Origin of the sequence: Bosea beijingensis, from assembly GCF_030758975.1 — a bacterium.
In the GTDB taxonomy this organism is placed as follows: Bacteria; Pseudomonadota; Alphaproteobacteria; order Rhizobiales; family Beijerinckiaceae; genus Allobosea; species Allobosea beijingensis.
This window is the reverse complement of record NZ_CP132359.1, coordinates 2484480-2504938: the sequence shown is the minus strand read 5'-3', so window position 1 is coordinate 2504938 and position 20459 is coordinate 2484480. Positions and strand designations below refer to the sequence as shown.

Here is a 20459-nt window from a genome sequence, read left to right as displayed (position 1 = left end):
TCAGGCCGCGTTGATCACGAGGCCGCGCAGCTTGTTCGCATGCGGCCCGAGCGCCGCTTGCCAGCGTTCGGCCGCCGCCGCGGCGGAACGTCCGTCGCGCGCGACCAGGACGATATCGTCGACCGCCTCGGCGAAGCGCCCGATCAGCCCCGCGACCGGCAGGCTGCCGCCATCGACGATCATCGGGCCGAAGCGATGCGCCGCGGCGAAAGGCCCGGTGCGGAGCGAGCCCGCGCCCGGGGCAAGCTCTCCCACGAGCGGCAGGAAGGTCAGGCCGGTGCCCTCGTCCTTGAGGATCGCGCGGGCCAGCGCCGCGCGCCCCGCCAAGACGTCGCCGAGCCCGAGCGGTGCATCGGCGGCGAAGACCGGAGTCAGGCCCTGGGCGCCGGCACCGGCATCGACGAGCAACGCCGGCAGGCCGGACCGAGCCGCATCCAGCGCGAGATTGAGGGCGAGCGTGGTCGCCCCCGCCTGCGGCTCGAGGCCGAGGACGAGGATGCGACGACGCTGCTCGCCCCCCGAGGCCTTGGCCAGCGCGTGACGAATGGCCGAGACGGACTCGGCGAAGCCACCCTGCGGCTTGTCGATGACATCGACCAGATGCGCCTGTCCCTGGAAGACCGAGCGCGCTTCCGCGACGCCGCGGCGCCAGCGACGGTTACGCACGGACGGGATGGTGCCGAGCGCCGCCAGGGCGACCGGGTCGGCAACGGGCTGAGGAGCGGCGTCCGGAAGGGTTGCGGGAACGGAACGGCGCACCGGTTCGGCCGCCGGTTCAGGCTGGCGCACGACGCGCTCCGCCTGCCCGCCCTGGATCGCCATGAGGCGCCGCCAGCCCGCTGGTCCCAAACCCGTGGAACCGGCCGGCGGCGACGGTTCCTGCCGCGCGGCTGCGGGCTGAGGCTGCGGCGGGGTAGCCGTAGCTGAAGGCGCTGGGGATACAGGCCGCCTGTCGTCCGCCGCCTCGGTGGCGACGGCGCGCGGCGCGCGGCGCCAGAACGGCTGGCGCGGTGATGGCGGGGGCGGCGGGGCCGCAGGCGGAGGCGACGCTGGGACGGGCCGCTCCTGCACGGGCGCCTCGGTCGCGACGGGGCGGGGCGCTCGGCGCCAGAACGGCTTGCGGGAACGAGGGTCCTCGCTGACGGGCGGGCGCGGCACGGCGAACAGGGCGAGGCCGAGCGCCAGCAGCATGCCCGCGCCACCGCCGCCGACAGCGCCGAGCATGGCGACCGTTCGCCGGCTCATGCCGCTCTTTTCGAGCGGCGGCATGGCCGGGCTGATGATGCGGGCATTGGTGGTGTCGATGCCGCCGAGTTCGCCGGTCTCGCGGGCGCGCTTCAGGAAGGCGTCATAGATGGCGCGCGAGGATTCGACCTCGCGTTCGAGCTCGCGCAACTGCACGGAAGCGCGGCCGGCGGCGTATTGCCCGGCCGTGAGCTGATCGACCCGGCGGGCGAGCTGGCGCTCGGCCTCGACCGCGCGATCGTACTCGGCCTTGGCCGCACGCGCGATGCGGGAAAGCTCGTCAGCGATCTGGCGGCGGGCGTCGCGGACCTGCGACTGCGCAGAGGCCAACGATGGGTGGCGCGCGCCAAGCGAGGACACAAGATCGGCCTCGCGGGCCAGCGCCGCGCCGAGCTGGGCGCGCAAGGCGGTCATCGTGTTCGAGGCCACAGCCTCGGGGATCGCGCCCGCCTCGATATTGGCGGCGCGGGTCGCGCCGATCTGGTCGTATTTGGCCTTGGCCTCGGTCGCGCGGGTGCGGGCTGCGACGAGCTGGGCAGTGTTGAGCGAGAGCTGCTCCTCGCTCAGCGAGCGGCCGCCGACGCCAACGATATTGTTGGCTTCCTTGTATTTCTCCGCCTTCTCCTCGGCGACGCGCAGGCGGTTGCGCAGCTCTTCCAATCTGCCGGTCAGGGCCGTGGTCGCGCGCTGCGCCGCCTCGGCACGGACGGCCGTCTGGTCCTCCAGATAGGCCTCGGCCAGGGCGTTGGCGATCTTCGCCGCCTTGTCCGGGTCCTGCGCCGTCGCGGAGATGTCGATGACGAAGGTGCGCTCGCCGCGCCGGACGCTGACCGTGCGGTCGAGCGCCGCCAGAGCATACAGCGTCGCCTTCTGCGAAGGACCGGTATCGGTGCCGAGCAGGCGGGAGAGGAAACCGGCCGAAGCGCCGCCGAAATCGGGATCGCGGTCGAGGTTCAGGCGCTCGACGACGCGCGACTTGATGCTGTCGGAGGCGATCACGCGCGCCTGGCTTTCGAGATAGCCGGTGATCGAGGTCGGGTCGCTGCCGACGGTGTTGGGCGAGACGTCGTTCTGGAGCACGCGCAGATCGCGTGGATCGATGAAGAGCTGCGCGGTCGAGACGTATCTCGGCGTCATCAGCAGCGCAGCGGCGATCGCCAGCATCAGGCCGAGCAGGGCCATGAGCAGGATCAGCCCGCGCCGCGCCCACAGGGTCCCGACGATCCAGACGGGATCGGCGAGGCGAGCGAGCTGAGCAGGCATGGTCGAAGCCGGCCGCTCGTGGCGGTCCGGCCTCTCCTGTGCTTCGTTCGCAGCCGGCTCGGTCGTGAACATGACGCTACGCTTCACCATCCGGTATCACGCCAGCCCGCGCCGATAGCGATCGAGCACGGCCATCATCGGCTTCTGCCGGTAGTCGGCATCAAGCGGCAGGGGTCGGGCGCGGGCGCTGTCGTTGCGCGGGAACGTTTCATGGACCCAGGAATAACGGTCGGTCAGCCCCCAGGTGACGATCGCCTTCGGCCGCTTGGCCGAGACGACGGCATCGAGGAAGGTCGAGACCAGGGCGGCGGCTGTCTTGTCGCGCTTCGCCACATCGGCGGGCAGCTTCCAGTCGATGACGTCGAGCTCGGTGATCTCGACATCGAGGTTGAGTTCGTCGAGCTCGCGCATGAAGCGCTGCACGCCGTCCACGTCGATGCCCTTGTCGGCATAGAGATGCGCCTGCATGCCGACGCCATGCACCGGGATGCCCTTGTCCTTCAGGCGCCGGCAGATATCGAGCGCGACCTTGCGGCGCGCGGCGGCGCCGGGAACCGGCTCCTCGAAATGGAAATCGTTCAGGACGAGCCTGGCTTTGGGGTCGACCCGCGCCGCCGTGCGGAAGGCGATGTCGACATGCTCCGGCCCGAGCAGGCGCTGCCAGATGGTGTCGCGCCAGGGTCCGCCATCCGTGGGATCGTATTTGATGACCTCGTTGACGACGTCCCAGGTCGCGATCTTGCCCCTGTAGCGGTCGACGACGACCTCGATGTGGTTGACGAGCTCGCGCTCGGCCTCGGCCTTCGTCGTCATCTCCCTGGCCCAGTTGGGCAGCGCTTCGCCCCAGAGCAGGGTATGGCCGCGCAACGCTTTCCTGTTCGCCTGGGCGAAGGCCACGAGTTCGTCGGCGCCGGAGAAATCGAAGCGCGACTGGTCATGCCGCAGCGCCTCCCATTTCAGGTCGTTCATGGGGACGATGACGTCGCAATAGCGCTTCAGCGCGTCGCGATAGCGCGGATCGTCGCGGAAGGCACCGATCTCCGCCGCCGAGCCGAAGGGAATCGGCCTGACGGCCGCAAGGGCCGAACCGGTTCCTCCCATGGCGCCGGCCACCAGGCAGGCGGAAGCACCGCGCAGCATGCCGCGGCGCGTTGGCGATGCTTCATTCCGGTCCGTTTCAGCTCTCTGCTCGGTCAATCGGGACGCTTCCGTGTCGTTTAGGGTCGTTCAACGCCTGTGGGCTAAGAGGGATTCGTCATGCCGAATTGCTAGGGCACGCGCCGGGCCAGCCGCCGCGGAAACGGGTTCATGCTGCCGGATCGCACCACCATCTTCGCCTACCTCACCATCCTGAGCGGCTCCGCCGGCCGGCTCGTGATCTCCCTTGTCTACTTCCTCATCGTTGCGAATACGTTGACCCTCGGCGAATTCGGTCTGTTCGCGACGGCGTCCTCGACCGGGCTGATCCTGTCGCGGCTGCTGGCCTTCGGATTCATCTCGCCGCTCTACCGGGTCGCGACCGTCAAACCGCGCCTGCTCGGCGCCTATCTCTCCGGTTTCGCGGGCCTGTCGGCGCTGTCGCTGCCATTGATCGTCGCGGTCGCCGGCGCCGCCTATCTCGTGCTGTTCGCCGAGCGCCTGGCACTCCTGCCCTTCGCGGTGATCATCGTGGCGGAGGTGCTGGGCTGGCGGCTCGTCGAGGTCGTGGCCATCGTCAATAACGGCTTGCGGCGCTTCCGGCAGGCGGCGCTGCTGGTGATCATTGGCTCAGGCCTGCGGACGATCGCAGCGCTGCTCTTCGCCGCTTTCGGCCATGCCAGCCTCGAAATCTGGGCCTTCGCCTATTGCGGAGCGACGATGGCGAGCGCCCTGATCGCCCTCCTCGCCTTCCTGCCGGCGGCGCGCTGGCGCTTCGTGCGCAGCCTCTATCCGCGCCGCATGGCAGATGCCGTCTTTGCCGGCGCGGCCGATATCGTGTTTTACGTCCAGTCCGAGCTCGACAAGCTCCTGGTGCTCGGCCTCGCCGGGGAGCGCACCGCCGGGCTCTATGCGATCGCACTCCGGGTGATCGACCTCACCGCCATGCCGGTGCGCAGCTTCAACCAGATGCTCGTGCAGAAGATCATGAAGGATCGCGGCGTCGGCGGCTTCAGGCGCCTCGCGGCCTATGAGGCCGGCATCGCGCTGGTCTCGGTCGCCGGGCTCGTCGCCGTGATCATCGCGCTCAAGCCCTTCCCGCACCTTCTTGGGCGCAACGTCTCTGAAGCCGCCTATCTGTTCGCGCCGATGCTGCTGGTCCCGGCCTTCCGCAATCTCGTCGAGTACCATGCCGAATTGCTCTATGCCCGCGAGCGCACGGGCTCGCGCATCGCGCTTTTGTGCCTGCTGACCGCGATCAAGGCCGGATTGATCTCGCTGGTGATGACGCGCTTTCCGGAGGCCGGAAGCTGGGCTGCGGGCATGAATCTCGTCTTCGGCGTGGTCTATCTCGCTTCGGCCGGCTTCACCTACACGCTGCTGGCGCAGGGACGCAGGCCCTCACGCTGAGGCCTGCTGCTCGAACAGCGCCCTGATGCGGTCGAGCGGCTGGCCGATGAAGGACTGGATGCCGACGGCGACCTGCCAGGGCTCCAGCACCTCCTCGAAGGAGGCGAGCCGATCCATCCCGGCGACATCTTCGCTGAACCAGTAGACCTTGCAGAGCTCGCGCGCGTCAGGCCAGTGGCCGGCGGCATCGGGCCCGAGAACGCGTTCGACGAAATAGCCGTAGATCATGTATTCCGAGAACTGCCGGTCGCGGGCGATCGCGGTGACCCAGTCGCGCCCGCTGACGCTCTCGACATGGTCGAGCAGGGCCAGCACATGGTCGCGGCGCCAGCTCACCAGATTGTTGATGTAGTCGGGGCTCGGAAACGAGGGCGCATCGAGCCCGAGCAGCGCGCAGGCATGCTCGCACCAGGGGATGTGACGGGACATCTCGGCGGTGATCGCGTCGGGCTTGCGGTAGAGCCGGATCGAGCCGTCATCCGCCAGGCTGGTCAGGTCGAAGGGCCGCACGAACAGCATGTCGGAATCGGCGAAGAGGATGACGTCCTCGCTGCCGGCCTTGGCCACCGCGAATTTCCGGAGCTGTTGGGCATGCCAGCCCCGCAAGGGCGGGATGCCGCGCACCAGCGCCTGCATACCGGTCCAGAGGCGGCGCTTGCCGAAGCTCAGCGGATCAGGCCGTGACTTCAGCCAGCCCGGCAGCAATTGCGATTCCGGCAGGATGCGGCGGCGCGGGCCTTCAAGGTCCCGGAAGAGCGGGACGTCGCGATCCTCGACCAGGAGATAATGGACGGCATGGCCGGTGACGAAGCGATCAATGCTGGCGCAAAGCAGCCGGCAACGCTCGATATCGCCCCTGTAGCTCGGCGTCGCCAGGGCAAAAGTTTGCTTCAATTGGTCGAACTCACCCGCTCCGTCGGCCGCCCATGGCATATTGCCGGGCCATGCGCAGGAGGAAAGCGGGATTTCCGAGCACGTAGCGGCGCCAGAGCCGGCGCGGTTCGAGCCAAAGCCGATAGACCCATTCGAGCCTGATCTGGCGCACCAGCTCGGGCGCACGCGGCACCTCGTCGGCGAAGAAATCGAACAGCGCGCCGACGCCGGCCGCGACCGAGCAGTGCTGCGACCCGAGCTTGTCGGCGATGAAGCGCTCCTGCAGCGGGTTGCCCATCGCCACCAGCAGCAGGTCCGGGCGCTGGATCTTCAGCTTGCCGAGAAGGACGGTTTCCTCGTCGGCGGTGAAATAGCCGTGCGAGACGACGCTGAACTGATGTGTCGGATAGCGCTGCTTGAGATTGGCGACGGCGCGATCCGCGACGCCCGGCCGGCCGCCGAGCAGGGCGACATGCATCGGCCGCCCGGCCGCCGCGAAGAGCCGCGGGAAGAAATCCGTGCCGTTGAGATTGGCCGGGAAGGCCTTGCCGTAGAGCATCCAGCTACCGAGATCGACGCCGATGCCGTCGGCCAGCACGAGGAAGGTCGAGAGGCTGCGCTGCAGGGCGGCGTTATCGGCCGCGACGTTCACCAGATTGGCGTTGCAGAAGGCGAGCTTCATATGGCCGCCCGTCAGCACCGCGTCGGTGACCTCAGCGATCGCCGCCTCGCGCTCCATCACGGCGATGCCGATGCCGCCGATATCGCGCTTGGCATAGCCCGGCCGCTTGCGGCTGCCGGCTTCGCTGGCGATCGTGATGGCGGTTGCAGGCACGGCGTCCTCGGTCAGGGGCATGGCAGCCCAGTGCGAATGCCATGATTGTCTTGGCCGTTCCGGGCCCCGGGTCAAGGCGAAGCCGGCTGAAAGGTGAACGGCTTATTCCCGCGATCCGCGAAGCCGCGTTAATGGCAATCCGCTTGCAGCAACAAGGCGTTGTACCGAACCGGAACGATCCCGCGGATGGCTGCGCCACCCTCCGGCCGACGCCGTGCCGCAGCGATACAGGCCCGCTCGGCACCGCCCCGATCCGGCACGCGACGAGCGCCTGCGGGTTCCGGTTTTTTTGCAGTCATCCTTAACGAAACGCATGGCGGCCCTGCGCATTTCTTCGGAGCGGCGATGCCCTCTGGCCGGTGCCGACCCGGCCGGCTAGGGTGACTTGCTTGAGACGTTCGGGAGGGCTGGGCATGAACCAAATCGATTTAAAGAAGCGCGTCGCCATCGTGACCGGCGGGGCGCAAGGCATCGGCCGCGCCGTCGCCGAACGTTTCGCCCAGAGCGGCGCGACCGTCGCGATCTGGGATGTCGACGCCGCGCTCGCCGCCAAGGCTGCGGCCGAGATCGGCCATGGCGCGATCGGCGTCGGTGTCGACGTGACCGATGCCGATGCCGTCCAGAAGGCGAGTGACGCGCTGGAGGCCCAGCATGGCAGCATCGACATCCTCGTCACCAGCGCCGGCATCGCCGGGCCCAATCACAAGACCTGGGAATATCCGCTGGAGGACTGGGCCCGCGTCATGAAGCTCAATGTCGACGGCACGCTGCATTGCTGCCGCTCGGTCATCCCCGGCATGGTCAAGCGCAATTACGGGCGCATCGTCCTGGTCGCGTCGATCGCCGGCAAAGAGGGCAATCCCAACGCCTCTGCCTATTCCGCCTCGAAAGCGGCGGTGATCGCGCTGACGAAATCGCTCGGCAAGGAGCTCGCCGACAAGGACATTGCGGTGAACTGCATCACGCCGGCGGCGGCGCGCACCCGCATCTTCGACCAGATGAGCGAGGAGCATATCGGCTACATGCTGGCGAAGATCCCGCGCGGGCGCTTCCTGCTGCCCGACGAGGTCGCCGCGATGGTCGCCTTCCTGGCCTCGGCCGAAAACAGCTTCACCACGGCCGGCGTCTTCGACCTGTCCGGCGGCCGCGCAACCTACTGAGACGGAACGAGCGCGGCGGATAATGCCACTGGGGAGAAGCTGCTTGGCGAAATTGCCCGTCGCGGTTTTCGGAACCGTGATCTAGCTTGGCGGCATGAAGCAGACGCTCCCTTCCGCCGCCGTTCTCGGCGCCCGTGCCTTCGCCGCGCTTGCCGGCCTCAATCGCTTCAGCGACGAGCCCGGCAAGTTGACGCGCCTCTATCTCTCGCCCGCGCACAAGCAGGCGGCGGAATGGGTCAAGGGCGCGATGGAAGTCGCGGGGCTCACCACCTTCATCGATGCCGCCGGCTCGGTACAGGGCCGGCGCGAGGGCAGCGTGCCGGGCGCGCCTGCCGTGCTGATCGGCTCGCATATCGACACGGTGAAGGATGGCGGGCGCTTCGACGGCAATCTCGGCGTCGTCGCCGGCATTCTGGCGGCCCAAGCCCTGCGCGATGCCGGGATCAGCCTGCCCTTCCCGCTGGAGGTGGTCGGCTTCGGCGACGAGGAGAACGTCCGCTTTCCCACGCATCTCTCGACCTCCGAGGCGCTGGCCGGTGCCTATGACCCGGCCTGGCTGGAGGCGCGCGACAGCGAAGGCGTAAAGCTCGGCGAGGCCCTGGTGGCCTTCGGCGGCAATCCGGCCGGAATTCCGGCGCTGGCCCGCAAGCCCGGCTCGATCCAGGCCTATCTCGAAGTGCATATCGAGCAGGGGCCGGTGCTGGAAGCGGAGAACGAAGCGGTCGGCATCGTCACCGCCATCAACGCGCAGAGCCGCGCGCAGGTGCGTATCACCGGCGAGGCCGGCCATGCCGGCACCGTGCCGATGGCGTTGCGCAAGGATGCGTTGACCGCCGCGGCCGAGATGGCGCTGGCGCTGGAGCAGATCGCCGGCGCGCATGAACTCGCCGTCGGCACGGTCGGCGTGCTGCGCCCTGACCCCGGCGCGACCAATGTCGTCCCCGGCGCCGCCGAGTTCACCATCGATTTCCGCGCCCCGAAGGATGCAACGCTTGCGGCGATGGACGCGGAGATCCGCAAACGCTTCGGCGAGATCGCGGCACGGCGCGGCGTCGGCCTCGAGATCGTCCCCTATGCCAGGGCCGCGGCCGTGCCGATGGCGCCCAGGCTGCAGGATGCCTTCGCCGCGGGCATCGCCCGCAGCGGCGGCAATCTCGCCGGCCGGCGCCTGCCTTCCGGCGCCGGGCACGACGCCATGGCGATCGCGCAGGTAGCGCCCGTCGCCATGCTCTTCGTGCGCAACGAGAAGGGCATCAGCCACTCCCCGCGGGAGAACATGACCGAGGCCGATGCCGGCATCGCCGTTCGCGTCCTCATCGAAACGATTCTGGAGCTCGCCGAACAGGCGAAGTAGAACAATTCCAGCCGCGACACCGCGCTCCATTCCGCAACCGGCCCGAAGGGCCTAGGAGAGGCGCGCCGCAGGAGGCTGGCCATGGATTTCGAGAACTTCTTCCGCCGGGAACTCGACGGATTGCGCAGCGAAGGCCGCTATCGCGTCTTCGCCGATCTGGAACGCCAGGCCGGCCGCTTCCCGCTCGCGACCTATCATGGCGAAAGCGGCCCGCGCGACGTCACCGTCTGGTGCTCGAACGACTATCTCGGCATGGGCCAGCATCCGAAGGTGCTCGCCGCGATGCATAGGGCGCTCGATGGCAGCGGCGCCGGCGCCGGCGGCACCCGCAATATCGGCGGCACCAACCACTACCATGTCCTGCTGGAGCGCGAACTCGCCGACCTGCACGGCAAGGAAGCCGCGCTGATCTTCAATTCCGGCTATGTCTCGAACTGGGCCTCGCTCTCGACGCTGGCCGCGCGCATTCCCGGCTGCATCGTCCTGACCGACGGGCTGAACCATGCCTCGATGATCGAGGGCATCCGGCATTCGCGGGCCGAGAAGCATATCTTCGCGCATAACGACCCGGCCGACCTGCGCCGCAAGCTCGCGGTGCTCGATCCGAACAGGCCGAAGCTGATCGCCTTCGAGTCGGTCTATTCGATGGATGGCGACATCGCGCCGGTCCGGGAGTTCTGCGACATCGCCGACGAATTCGGCGCGATGACCTATATCGACGAGGTCCATGCCGTCGGCCTCTACGGCGCGCGCGGCGGCGGCATCTCGGAGCGCGAGAGCCTGACCGACCGACTCACCCTGATCCAGGGTACGCTGGCGAAATCCTATGGCGTGATCGGCGGCTATATCACCGGCTCGGCGGCGCTTTGCGACTTCATCCGCAGCTTTGCCTCCGGCTTCATCTTCTCCAGCTCGCTGCCGCCCGCCGTGGCGGCCGGCGCGATCGCGGCGATCCGGCATCTCAAGGAGAGCTCCACTGAGCGCGAGTGTCAGCAGGACCGCGTCGCGGCCTTGCGGGCGAAGCTGGATGCTGCCGGCATCCCGCATCTGGCCAATCCCAGCCATATCGTGCCGGTGATGGTCGGCGATGCCCAGGCCTGCAAGGCGATCAGCGACGAATTGCTCGCCCGCTTCGACATCTATGTCCAGCCGATCAACTACCCGACCGTGCCGCGCGGCACGGAGCGGCTGCGGATCACGCCCTCGCCCTTCCATTCCGACGCCGATATTGACGCACTGGTGGCGGCGCTCGGCGCGATCTGGGCGCGAGACGGGTTGAAGCGGGCGGCCTGAGGCCGCTCAGCCGCGCTTGGCCACGATCATCAGGATCGCCGAGAGCAGCCCGAAGACCGTTGTCAGGCCGGCGAGGATCAGGGTTCCCAGCCACAGGGAGAGGAAGCCCTCGATCTCGGCCTTTTCCGGCGTCGCTGCGTCATAGAGCACGGTCACCCGGTCGCCCCTGCTATAAGCCGGCGGACTCGTCCCCCATGACGCCACGAAGGTGACGGCCTGTCCCTGCGCCGTCTGAAAGCTCACGACCGGGCGATAGGTCGAGTTCCCACCGCCATGCCGGAGTTCGAGCACCGTTCCGGCAGCGCGCTCGGCGCGCGCCAGCAGCTTCTGGTTATGGCTGTAGGTGAAATAGCAGGCCGTCGCCAGAATGACGGCGGCGATGCCGAAAACGCAGCCGATGCGCCAGAACAGGAGCCTGCCATCCTGGGCAAGGCCCCCGAACCGTTGCTTCCTGCGGCTTTCGCCCATCCGCCCTCAGAGATTGAAGACGCGATGGGGGACGAATTCGCCGTTCTGGACCGAGCCCGTCGAGACCAGCGTGCCGGCGCAGGTGGCGTAAGCCGCCTCCAGCTCGATCGGAGCCCCGGCGCCACGCAGCAAGGCGCTCTGGCCGCGCTTGAGACGGGCGGCGGCGTCGCGGTGGAGCACGATTTCCGGGATCAGCGTCAACGCCGCCTTGACCGGCTGGAGGGCCGTCAGCGCGCTCTCCGGGCTCTCGCGCAGGGTCTCGACACTCGCGGCCTCCGCCACCGTGAAAGGACCCACGCGGGTACGGCGCAGATGCGCGACATGGCCGAGGCAGCCGAGCGCGAGCCCGAGATCGCGAGCGATGGCACGGACATAGGTGCCCTTGCCGCATTCGGCCTCGAAGGTGGTGGTGGCGCCGTCATGGCTGACGATGCGGAGCGCGTCGATCTCGACGGGCCGCGCCTCCAGCTCAACCTCCTCGCCGTCGCGGGCGAGGTCATAGGCGCGTTCGCCGGCAATCTTGATCGCCGAGAACTTGGGCGGCGTCTGCAGGATTGTGCCGGTGAAGCGCGGCAGCAGAGCTGCGATCGCAGCCTCGTCCGGGCGCTTGTCCGAGGTCGCGATGACGCTGCCCTCGGTGTCGTCGGTATTGGTCTGCGTGCCCCAGGCAACGGTGAACTGATAGGCCTTGCGGCCGTCCATCACGAAGGGAACGGTCTTCGTCGCCTCGCCCAGCGCGATCGGCAGCAGGCCGGAGGCCAGCGGATCGAGCGTGCCGGCATGGCCGGCCTTCTTGGCGCCGAAAGCGCGCTTCACGACGCTGACCGCATGGGTCGAGGTCATGCCGATCGGCTTGTCCAGGATGACCCAGCCATGGACGTCGCGCTTCTTCGGGCGCGGCGCCGGCGCGGCGTCCTGGGCGATTTCGGGGGCGTTCTCAGCGGTCATCGTCACGGTCGTCTTCGTGGTCCTGGTCGATCCTGAGGCGCTGGACCTGGGTGTCGCGGCGCACCGCTTCGGTGTCGAGCAGCGCGTCGATGCGCTCGGCCTCGGCGAAGCTCTCATCGGCGCGGAAGCGCAGGTCCGGCGCGTATTTCAGGTTCACGCGATGGGCGATCTCGCCACGCAGATAGCGCTTGTTGGCGTCGAGCGCCTTGAGCACGGGGGCGATGTCCAGCCCGCCGAGCGGCATGATGTAGCAGGTCGCGAGCTTGAGATCCGGCGAGAGGCGCACCTCAGGCACGGTCACGACATGCTTCGCCAGCACGTCGTCATGGATGTCGCCGCGCGCGAGCATTTCGGCCAGCGCATGGCGGATCAGCTCGCCGACGCGCAATTGCCGCTGGGACGGGCCTGAGGGTTTTGCAGGTTTAGCCATGGTTCTCGTTTCTCCGGGATCGGACCGGACCAAACGTCCCGGCGGGCCAGGCCCGCCGTCTCTTCAAAGATGAGGCGCTGGACTCGCTCTTCTCGTCACGAGATGGCCGGACCCCAGGGCCCGGCCATGACGCGCTGTTTCAGGAAGCGCAGCCTCAGAGGCTGCGCTTGATCTCTTCGACGCGATAGCACTCGATCACGTCGCCGGCGCGCATGTCCTGGTAGTTCTCGAAGGCCATGCCGCATTCCTGGCCGGCCACGACTTCCTTGGCATCGTCCTTGAAGCGCTTGAGCTGGCCGAGCTTGCCCTCGTGAACCACGACGTTGTCGCGGATCAGGCGGACATTGGCGCCGCGCTCGATCGTGCCGTCGGTGACGCGGCAGCCGGCAATCTTGCCGACCTTCGAGACGTTGAAGATCTCGAGGATCGTCGCGTTGCCGAGCATGGTCTCGCGCAGGGTCGGCGCCAGCAGGCCCGACATCGCATCCTTCACGTCATCCATGAGGTTATAGATGATGTTGTAGTAGCGGATCTCGACGCCGGCCCGGTCGGCCGCCTCGCGCGCTTCCTTGTGGGCGCGGACGTTGAAACCGACGACCACCGCGCCCGAAGCCTGGGCAAGGGTGACATCCGACTCGGTGATGGCGCCGACACCCGACGAGAGCACGCGAGCGCGGACCTCCTCGTTGCCGACCTTCTCGAGCGCTCCGACGATGGCTTCCACGGAGCCCTGCACGTCGCCCTTGACGACGAGCGGGAATTCCTTGCGGCCGGCGCCTTCCTTGAGCTCGCGCATCATCTCGGCGAGCGAGCGGCCGGCGCCCGAAGCCGCGCCGCGGGCGGCGAGGCGGTCGCGACGCTGACGCTCGCGGTAATCGGTGATCTCGCGGGCGCGGGCCTCGGACTCGACGACCGCGACGCGGTCACCGGCCTCGGGCGTGCCGTTGAAGCCGAGCACCTCGACCGGCATGGAGGGCGGAGCCTCCTTCACCTGCGCGCCGGTATCGGCGATCAGGGCGCGGACGCGGCCCCATTCGGCGCCCGCCACGACGATGTCGCCGGTGCGCAGCGTGCCGCGCTGGACGAGAACGGTCGCGACCGGACCGCGGCCACGATCGAGTTTGGCCTCGATGACCGTGCCTTCGGCGGCGCGATCCGGGTTGGCCTTGAGATCGAGCAGTTCGGCCTGCAGCGAGATCGCCTCGAGCAGCTTGTCGAGGTTGTGGCCGGTCTTGGCGGACACCTCGACTTCGAGCGTCTCGCCGCCCAGCGTCTCGACCTGGATCTCGTACTGGAGCAGTTCGGCGCGGACGCGATCCGGATTGGCGTCGGACTTGTCGACCTTGTTGATCGCCACGATCAGCGGCACGCCGGCCGCCTTGGCGTGATGGATCGCCTCGGCCGTCTGCGGCATGACGCCGTCATCGGCCGCCACGACCAGCACGACCACGTCCGTCACCTTGGCACCGCGGGCGCGCATCGCCGTGAAGGCAGCGTGACCGGGCGTGTCGATGAAGGTCACCTGGCTGCCCAGCGGCGTCGTCACCTGATAGGCGCCGATATGCTGGGTGATGCCACCGGCTTCGCCGGTGACGACCTTGGTCTTGCGAATGGCGTCGAGCAGCGAGGTCTTGCCGTGGTCGACATGGCCCATGATGGTCACGACCGCCGGCCGCGACTCCAGGGTCTCGTCGGTGTCCGGCGTATCGAACAGGCCTTCCTCGACGTCCGACTCGGCGACACGCTTGACGGTATGGCCCATTTCCTCGGCGATGAGCTGGGCGGTGTCGGCATCGATCACGTCGGTGATCTTGTGCATCGCGCCCTGCTTCATCAGCAGGCGGATGACGTCGACGCCGCGCTCCGTCATGCGGTTCGCGAGTTCCTGGATGGTGATCGTCTCGGGGATGATCACCTCGCGCATCACGCGCTCTTTCTGAGCATCCGACGCGCGATGGCCGGTCATGCGCTGCACGCGCCGGCGGAACGAGGCGACCGAACGCGTGCGCTCGTCATCGCTCCCGGTCGCGGTCGATAGCGTCAGGCGACCGCGCGGCTTGTCGTTGGTGGTCTTCGGCGTCTTCGGCGCGGCGGGAGCCGGGCCACGGCCGGCGCCGGCGCTCAGGCCGGGACGACGGAAGGCGGCCTTCACATCGACATCGTCCGAGCGATTGCGCGGCGCACCGCTGGAAGACGGGGCCTGACGGGCCGGGCGCACGACGGCCGGCTCGGACGGAGCCGTCGTGTCGAGACGCGGCGGGCGCGGCGAATCGGAGCGCGGCGGACGGCCGTCGAGACGCGGCGGGCGGGCGCCGGTGTCGCGCATCGGCGGGCGCGAGGTGAACTCGCGCGGGCCGGACGGGGCCGGACGGCCGTAATACTGGGTCGGCTGCGGAGCCGGGGCCTGGGGCGCAGGGGCGGCCTCACGAGCCTGCGGCGGCGGGGCTGCCGGGCGGGCCGGCTGCTCGTCGCGCTGGCGCGCAGCCATCTCGACACGGCGCTTCTGGTCGTCTTCCTGACGGCGGCGCTCTTCCTCCTGCCGCTGACGGGCGGCCGCGGCTTCGCGCTCCTGGCGCTCGCGCTCGACGGCCGCGGCGCGCTGGCGCGCCTCGTCCTCGGCGATGCGGCGGGCCTCGGCCTCGCTGCTGCGAGCTTCCGACAGGGCGCGCTGACGGGCGTCCTTCTCCTCGTCGGAGAGGGTGCGCAGCAGCATGCTGCCGGCAGGGCGCTGGGCCGGCTGCGGAGCGGCCGGCCGCGGCGGGGTCGCCTGCGGAGCCGGGGCCTGCGGCGCACGCGGCGCGACGGGCTCCTTGACCTCATGCCCGGCGGCGCGGCGCTTGACCTCGACGACGACCTGCTTCGTGCGCCCATGCGAGAAGCTCTGGCGAACAGTGCTCTGCTCGACAGGCCGCTTCAGCGACAGGGTCTTGGGCGGGTTGACGGAGAGTGTCTTGTCGCCCGGGTTCTTGGTATCGGTCATTCCGCGTTCGGTCCTGCCGGTTCGGTCGTGTCTTCGGTGTCGTTCTGGTCGGATGCGGCGGTATCGTCCGTCCGATACCGGACGAGCCGACGCCAGCGGGAGAGCACACCCTCGGCCGCCGGTCCCGGAGCAAGCGCGGCATGTATCACATGTGCCCGCCCCAACGCCAATTCCAAATCCGCCGCCGCGAAAATCGTGACGACGGGCAGTTCGCGGGCCTTGAGCCCCTCGGCCTCGCGCGCCGCGCCAAGCCGCCTGACGGCCTGGCCGATCTTGCGCTTGCCGTCCTCGGCCCCGTCGCTGGCAGCGATCACGCCGACGCAGCGACCCGAGCCGATCAGGGCCTCGACCTTGGCGAAGCCCGCGATGACGAGCCCCGCCTTGTTGGCCATCGAGAGCGCCTGCAGCGCATCGCGCAGCATCAGCGCATCGATCATGTCCGGAAGGTCGGCGGGAACCGCGACCTTCGCCTTGAGCGAGCGCTCGAAGGCCTTGCGCTTGATCGCCTCGGCCACCGTCTTGCGGCTGAGGCTCGCCCATACGCCGCGTCCGGGGAGCTTGCGCCTGAGATCCGGCACCAAGGTACCGTCAGGCCCGGCGACGAAGCGGATCAGATCGTCGGGCGCCTTCACCGCACGGGTGACGACGCAACTCCGTTCCGTTTCCTTCTGCGTCGCCGCTTTCACTCCGCGGGCTCCGCTCAGGCCTCGGCCGCCTCGTCGGCTTCCGCCTCAGGCTCCTCGGCCGGCGCCTCGACCCAGCCCGCATGGATGCGGGCGGCCATGATGATCGCTTCAGCGTCCTGGCGCGACAGGTCGAACCCGTCGAGATAGCCAGCGTGACGGGTGCTCTCGCCGTCCTTGCGTTCGGTCCAGCCGACGAGATCGTCCGTGGCGCAGCCCGCGAGATCCTCGACGCTCTTCACGTCGTTCTCGCCGAGCGCGACCATCATGGAAGTGGTGACGCCATCGACCTCGCGCAAGGCGTCCTCGACGCCGAGCGCACGACGCTTCTCGTCCAGCTCCGCCTCGACGGCAGCGAGATGCTCCTGCGCGCGGCTCTGGATTTCGCCGGCGGTGTCCTCGTCGAAGCCCTCGATCGAGGCGAGCTCGGAGAGATCGACATAGGCGAGCTCCTCGACATTGCGGAAGCCTTCCGAAGCCAGGAGCTGGCCGACCGTCTCGTCGACGTTCAGCGCGTTCATGAACAGGTCGGTGCGCTGCACGAATTCCTTCTGGCGGCGCTCGGACTCCTCCTGCTCGGTCAGGATGTCGATGTCCCAGCCGGTGAGCTGCGAGGCGAGGCGCACGTTCTGGCCACGGCGGCCGATGGCGAGCGAGAGCTGCTCGTCGGGAACCACGACCTCGATCTTGTCGGCTTCCTCGTCGAGCACCACCTTGGCGACTTCCGCCGGCTGCAGCGCGTTGACGACGAAGGTCGCGACATCCGGCGACCACGGAATGATGTCGATCTTCTCGCCCTGGAGCTCGCCGACCACGGCCTGCACGCGCGAGCCGCGCATGCCGACGCAGGCGCCGACCGGGTCGATCGAGGAATCGCGCGAGATCACGGCGATCTTGGCGCGCGAGCCCGGATCGCGGGCGACGGCCTTCACCTCGACGATCCCGTCATAGATCTCCGGCACTTCCTGGCCGAAGAGCTTGGCCATGAACTGCGGATGGGTGCGCGACAGGAAGATCTGCGGGCCACGCGGCTCGCGGCGCACGTCGTAGACATAGGCGCGAGCCCGGTCGCCGACCTTGAAGGTCTCGCGCGGGATCATCTCGTCGCGGCGGATGATCGCTTCGCCACGGCCGAGATCGACGAAGACATTGCCGTATTCGACGCGCTTGACCGCGCCGTTGACGATCTCGCCGATGCGATCCTTGTACTCGTCGTACTGGCGGTCGCGCTCGGCCTCGCGGACCTTCTGGACGATGACCTGCTTGGCCGACTGGGCGGCGATGCGGCCGAAATCGAAGGGCGGCAGCGGATCGGCGATGACGTCACCGGCCTGCGCGGCGGGATTATGGCGCTTGGCCTCGTCGACGGTGATCTCGATCGCCGGGTTCTCGACGGTGTCGACGACCTGGAGATGGCGGGCGAGGCGCAGCTCGCCGGTCTTGGTGTTGATCTCGGCATGGACGTCCGTCTCGATGCCGTAGCGCGAGCGGGCGGCCTTGGCGATGGCGTCCTGCATGGCGTCGACGACGATCTGACGATCGATCGACTTCTCGCGGGCGACCGCGTCGGCGATCTGCAGCAGTTCGAGCCGGTTGGCGCTGACGACCATGACGCTCACTCCTCTTCGTTATCGTTTTCGTGCGGGGCCTGCGTGTCGGCCTTCTTCGGCCGCGGCCCCAGCGATTTTCCTCGGCCCTTCTTCGGGCTGGCGATGTCGTCGGCCTGCGGCATTTCCGGCGGCAGGCCGGACTTGCCGCGGCGCAGCGCCTCGGTGATGAGCGCGTCGGTCAGGACGAGGCGGGCCTCGGCGATCGCGCGCATCGGAATCGCGACGTCGCGCTCTTCCTCGCTCTTGGCGTCGTCGCGCGTCAGCAGCGCATCCTGGCCGGCGGCGCCGCGCAGGATACCACGGAAGCGCTTGCGGCCGGCAACCGGCTCGCTCGTGTCGATCTTGGTCAGGTGACCGGCCCAGCGCTCGAAATCGCTGGCGCGCACCAGCGGACGGTCGATGCCCGGCGACGAGACTTCGAGATGATAGGCCGCCTGGATCGGATCATCGACGTCGAGCGCCGGCGAGACCGCCTGGCTGATCTCCTCGCAACCCTCGACATTCATCGTGCCGTCCGGCCGCTCTGCCATGATCTGCAGGGTACAGCCGTTCTGGGCGGTGACGCGCACGCGCACCAGCCGGTAGCCGAGATCGACGATCGCCGGCTCGATGATCGCGGCAACGCGCAACGCCACGCCGCTTTCGACGACGAGGCGGGGTTCCTGATCGGGTGCCGCTGTCGGCTCGTGGGTGGGTTCACTCATGGCCTGAGACCGTTCCGTCTGCCTCCGGCGGGTCGCGGCCAATAAAAAAGAGCGGGCCGGTGGGCCCGCTCTTGATCATCGGCGTTAACCGATACCAGAGCTGTTGGCCGCTATTTAGTCCGCATCGCCCCGATATGCAAGCTCGGTTGCGGCGGCGCTAACCCGATGGTCATCCTTCGCGTGTCAGATGACGCGACGGAATACCGGTTGAGGACTTGGTATGAGTGCGGTCGGCTCGCTGCTGCGAGATCTCGAATCCACGATGCTGCGCGGCTCGAGCGACGAGCGCGCCGACATCCTGTCGCGACTGACGGACCTGTTCCTGGCGACCGCCGTCCATATGGACGAGGAGCAGGTCGGCGTCTTCGACGTGGTGATCGGGCGGCTGTCGCGCGCCATCGAACTTCGCGCCCGCGTCGAATTGTCGGAGCGGATCGCGCCGGTGCCGAACGCGCCGAGCGGCGTCGTCCGCCAGCTCGCTCTCGACGAGATCGCCGTGGCGCGCGCCGTGCTGGTGCAGTCACCGCGCCTGAACGACCAGGACCTCGTGGCGGTCTCCGCCGCCAAGGGGCGCGACCATATGCTGGCGATCACCGAGCGGCCCGAGCTCGGCGAACCCGTCACCGATTTTCTGATCCTGCGCGGTGGGCGCGTCGTGACCCATGCCGTCGCCGCCAACCAGACCGCGCGCTTCTCCCGCCACGGCATGGGCGTGCTGGTGATGCGCGCGGCGCAGGACGATGCGCTCCAGGCGACGCTGGGCTTGCGGCGCGACATTCCGACCGAGCTCGTCGCGCAGCTCATGACCGCCGCCAAGAATTCCGCCCGGCGACGGCTCAGCGAGAGCCTCGAGCCGACGTTCGCCAACGATGTCGACAATGCGGTCGAGCGCGGGGCGGATGCGATCACGGCGGGCGGCCAGATGCCGGGCGAGCTCGGCGCGATCAGCGCGGCGCTCGTCAATATTCGCGAGCTCAACGAGGCCGGCCTGCTCGACGAGGCCAAGGTCCGTACCTATGCCCAGGAAGGCGCGACCGAACACGCGATCTGCGGCGTGGCCGTGCTGGCGCAGCTCGGCCTGCCGGCGAGCGAGCAGATCATCCTCGGCAGCGACCGCGAGGCGGTGCTGCTGGTGGCGCGCGCGCTCGGCTGGTCGTGGGAGACCACGGCGGCGCTGATCTCGCTGCGCAAGGATTTCGGCAAGTCGCAGGCCGCGGTCGACCGCGCCCGCGAGAGCTTCCGCACCCTCGCCCAGGGCACCGCGCAGCGCGTGCTCGGCTTCCTCAGGATGCGCGACGCAAAGCCGTGAGATAGCTGGAGATGCGCCCCTCGCGGACCGCCTTCGCCTCGTAGCGGGTGCGGATCCAGCCGGGATAGGGCGTGCGCCAGTCGCCCGGCCGCTCGTCGGTCCAGTCGAAATCCGGCGAGGCCATCAGGCGCGACAGGGTCCAGCCGATATAATCGTCGATGTCGCTGGCGAAGCGGAAGCGCCCGCCGGGGCGAAGCGCGCGAGCGAACAAGCCTAGCGTATGCTCCGAGACGAAACGGCGTTTGCGCTGCCGGCGCTTCGGCCAGGGATCGGGATAGAGCAGATCGATCGCATCGAGGCTGCCGGCCGGAAAGCGCGGCAGCAGCAGCGCGGCATCGTCGTCCCAGACGCGGATATTGGTCAGCCCCTCGCGCTCTGCGACCGCCAGGAGCTTGGCCATGCCGTTGATGAAGGGCTCGACGCCGATGAAGCCGATCTGCGGGCTCTCGCGCATCCGCATCAGCAGGTGCTCGCCGCCGCCGAAGCCGATCTCCAGCCGGACCGCCTCGATGGGCTGCGGGAACAGCGCCTCGAGATCGGTGATATCGCCCTCCGGCAGGCGCAGACGCGGCAGCGTGTGCTCCATGAGATGGCTCTGGCCGTCGCGCAGGGCCTTGCCCTTGCGGCGGCCGTAGAAAGCGCGGTCGTTGTCGTGCTCGGTCATGGCCCCGCCTTGACTGCTCGGCACACGGACATCAAGCCCCGCGATGCCACAGCCCAAACAAAAACCGGGGCTCACGCCCCGGTTCGATGGTCC

At 68.7% G+C, this 20459-nt stretch carries 17 protein-coding genes; 5 read left to right on the top strand and 12 right to left on the bottom strand.

The genetic code is table 11. From position 1 onward, the window contains the following. A complete protein-coding gene (locus Q9235_RS12040) occupies positions 1 to 2580 on the bottom strand; it encodes a Wzz/FepE/Etk N-terminal domain-containing protein (RefSeq protein WP_306227531.1) in 2580 nt (859 codons plus the stop codon). 24 nt (positions 2581 to 2604) lie between these two features. Continuing rightward, on the bottom strand, positions 2605 to 3648 hold the full coding sequence (locus Q9235_RS12035; RefSeq protein WP_306227528.1) for an endo-1,4-beta-xylanase: 1044 nt from the start codon (positions 3646 to 3648) through the stop codon (positions 2605 to 2607). Between the two features lie 168 nt (positions 3649 to 3816). Between Q9235_RS12035 and Q9235_RS12030 the strand changes: the two genes are divergently transcribed. Beyond that, a complete protein-coding gene (locus Q9235_RS12030) occupies positions 3817 to 5055 on the top strand; it encodes a lipopolysaccharide biosynthesis protein (protein ID WP_306227527.1) in 1239 nt (412 codons plus the stop codon). Here the strand turns inward: Q9235_RS12030 and Q9235_RS12025 are convergent. Beyond that, the gene (locus tag Q9235_RS12025; protein ID WP_306227526.1) at positions 5047 to 5949 is read right to left on the bottom strand and encodes a DUF6492 family protein; all 903 of its coding nucleotides are present in this window, start codon (positions 5947 to 5949) and stop codon (positions 5047 to 5049) included. The genes Q9235_RS12030 and Q9235_RS12025 overlap by 9 nt on opposite strands. Before the next feature lie 10 nt (positions 5950 to 5959). Then, positions 5960 to 6763, bottom strand: a complete 804-nt coding sequence (locus tag Q9235_RS12020; RefSeq protein ID WP_306227524.1) for a WecB/TagA/CpsF family glycosyltransferase — start codon at positions 6761 to 6763, stop codon at positions 5960 to 5962. Between the two features lie 413 nt (positions 6764 to 7176). Between Q9235_RS12020 and Q9235_RS12015 the strand changes: the two genes are divergently transcribed. The 3 genes from Q9235_RS12015 (at position 7177) to hemA (ending at position 10570) form a co-directional block, all read left to right on the top strand. Continuing rightward, a complete protein-coding gene (locus tag Q9235_RS12015; protein ID WP_306227521.1) occupies positions 7177 to 7923 on the top strand; it encodes an SDR family NAD(P)-dependent oxidoreductase in 747 nt (248 codons plus the stop codon). Positions 7924 to 8017: 94 nt separating this feature from the next. Continuing rightward, positions 8018 to 9277: an allantoate amidohydrolase gene (locus tag Q9235_RS12010; protein ID WP_306227519.1), complete on the top strand. Its 1260-nt coding sequence runs from the start codon at positions 8018 to 8020 to the stop codon at positions 9275 to 9277. An 81-nt stretch (positions 9278 to 9358) separates the two neighbouring features. Continuing rightward, positions 9359 to 10570 carry a 5-aminolevulinate synthase gene (gene hemA, locus Q9235_RS12005; protein ID WP_306227515.1) on the top strand — a complete coding sequence of 404 codons (1212 nt, stop codon included), beginning with the start codon at positions 9359 to 9361 and terminating at the stop codon, positions 10568 to 10570. A gap of 6 nt (positions 10571 to 10576) precedes the next feature. Here hemA and Q9235_RS12000 read toward each other — a convergent pair whose 3' ends face one another. From Q9235_RS12000 to rimP, 7 genes are all read right to left on the bottom strand, one after another. Further along, on the bottom strand, positions 10577 to 11038 hold the full coding sequence (locus Q9235_RS12000) for a DUF3592 domain-containing protein (protein ID WP_306227512.1): 462 nt from the start codon (positions 11036 to 11038) through the stop codon (positions 10577 to 10579). A 6-nt stretch (positions 11039 to 11044) separates the two neighbouring features. Then, positions 11045 to 11986, bottom strand: coding sequence for a tRNA pseudouridine(55) synthase TruB (truB, locus tag Q9235_RS11995; protein WP_306228243.1), 942 nt, complete (start codon positions 11984 to 11986; stop codon positions 11045 to 11047). Next, on the bottom strand, positions 11976 to 12416 hold the full coding sequence (gene rbfA, locus Q9235_RS11990; protein ID WP_306227509.1) for a 30S ribosome-binding factor RbfA: 441 nt from the start codon (positions 12414 to 12416) through the stop codon (positions 11976 to 11978). Before rbfA ends, truB begins: the two co-directional genes overlap by 11 nt. 154 nt (positions 12417 to 12570) lie before the next feature. Beyond that, positions 12571 to 15396 carry a translation initiation factor IF-2 gene (gene infB, locus Q9235_RS11985; protein ID WP_306227506.1) on the bottom strand — a complete coding sequence of 942 codons (2826 nt, stop codon included), beginning with the start codon at positions 15394 to 15396 and terminating at the stop codon, positions 12571 to 12573. Then, a complete protein-coding gene (locus Q9235_RS11980) occupies positions 15393 to 16082 on the bottom strand; it encodes an RNA-binding protein (RefSeq protein WP_306227503.1) in 690 nt (229 codons plus the stop codon). Before Q9235_RS11980 ends, infB begins: the two co-directional genes overlap by 4 nt. A 14-nt stretch (positions 16083 to 16096) precedes the next feature. Further along, a complete protein-coding gene (nusA, locus tag Q9235_RS11975) occupies positions 16097 to 17689 on the bottom strand; it encodes a transcription termination factor NusA (protein ID WP_306227499.1) in 1593 nt (530 codons plus the stop codon). Between the two features lie 5 nt (positions 17690 to 17694). Next, positions 17695 to 18393, bottom strand: coding sequence for a ribosome maturation factor RimP (rimP, locus tag Q9235_RS11970; RefSeq protein WP_306227496.1), 699 nt, complete (start codon positions 18391 to 18393; stop codon positions 17695 to 17697). Between the two features lie 220 nt (positions 18394 to 18613). Here rimP and Q9235_RS11965 point away from each other — a divergent pair, with 220 nt between their 5' ends. Beyond that, complete coding sequence (locus Q9235_RS11965; RefSeq protein WP_306227493.1) at positions 18614 to 19702, top strand: DUF2336 domain-containing protein; 1089 nt, start codon at positions 18614 to 18616, stop codon at positions 19700 to 19702. On the opposite strand, the gene trmB is transcribed toward Q9235_RS11965, so the two are convergent. Then, positions 19677 to 20366, bottom strand: a complete 690-nt coding sequence (gene trmB / locus Q9235_RS11960) for a tRNA (guanine(46)-N(7))-methyltransferase TrmB (RefSeq protein ID WP_306227491.1) — start codon at positions 20364 to 20366, stop codon at positions 19677 to 19679. The genes Q9235_RS11965 and trmB overlap by 26 nt on opposite strands. Between the last annotated feature and the right edge of the window lie 93 nt (positions 20367 to 20459).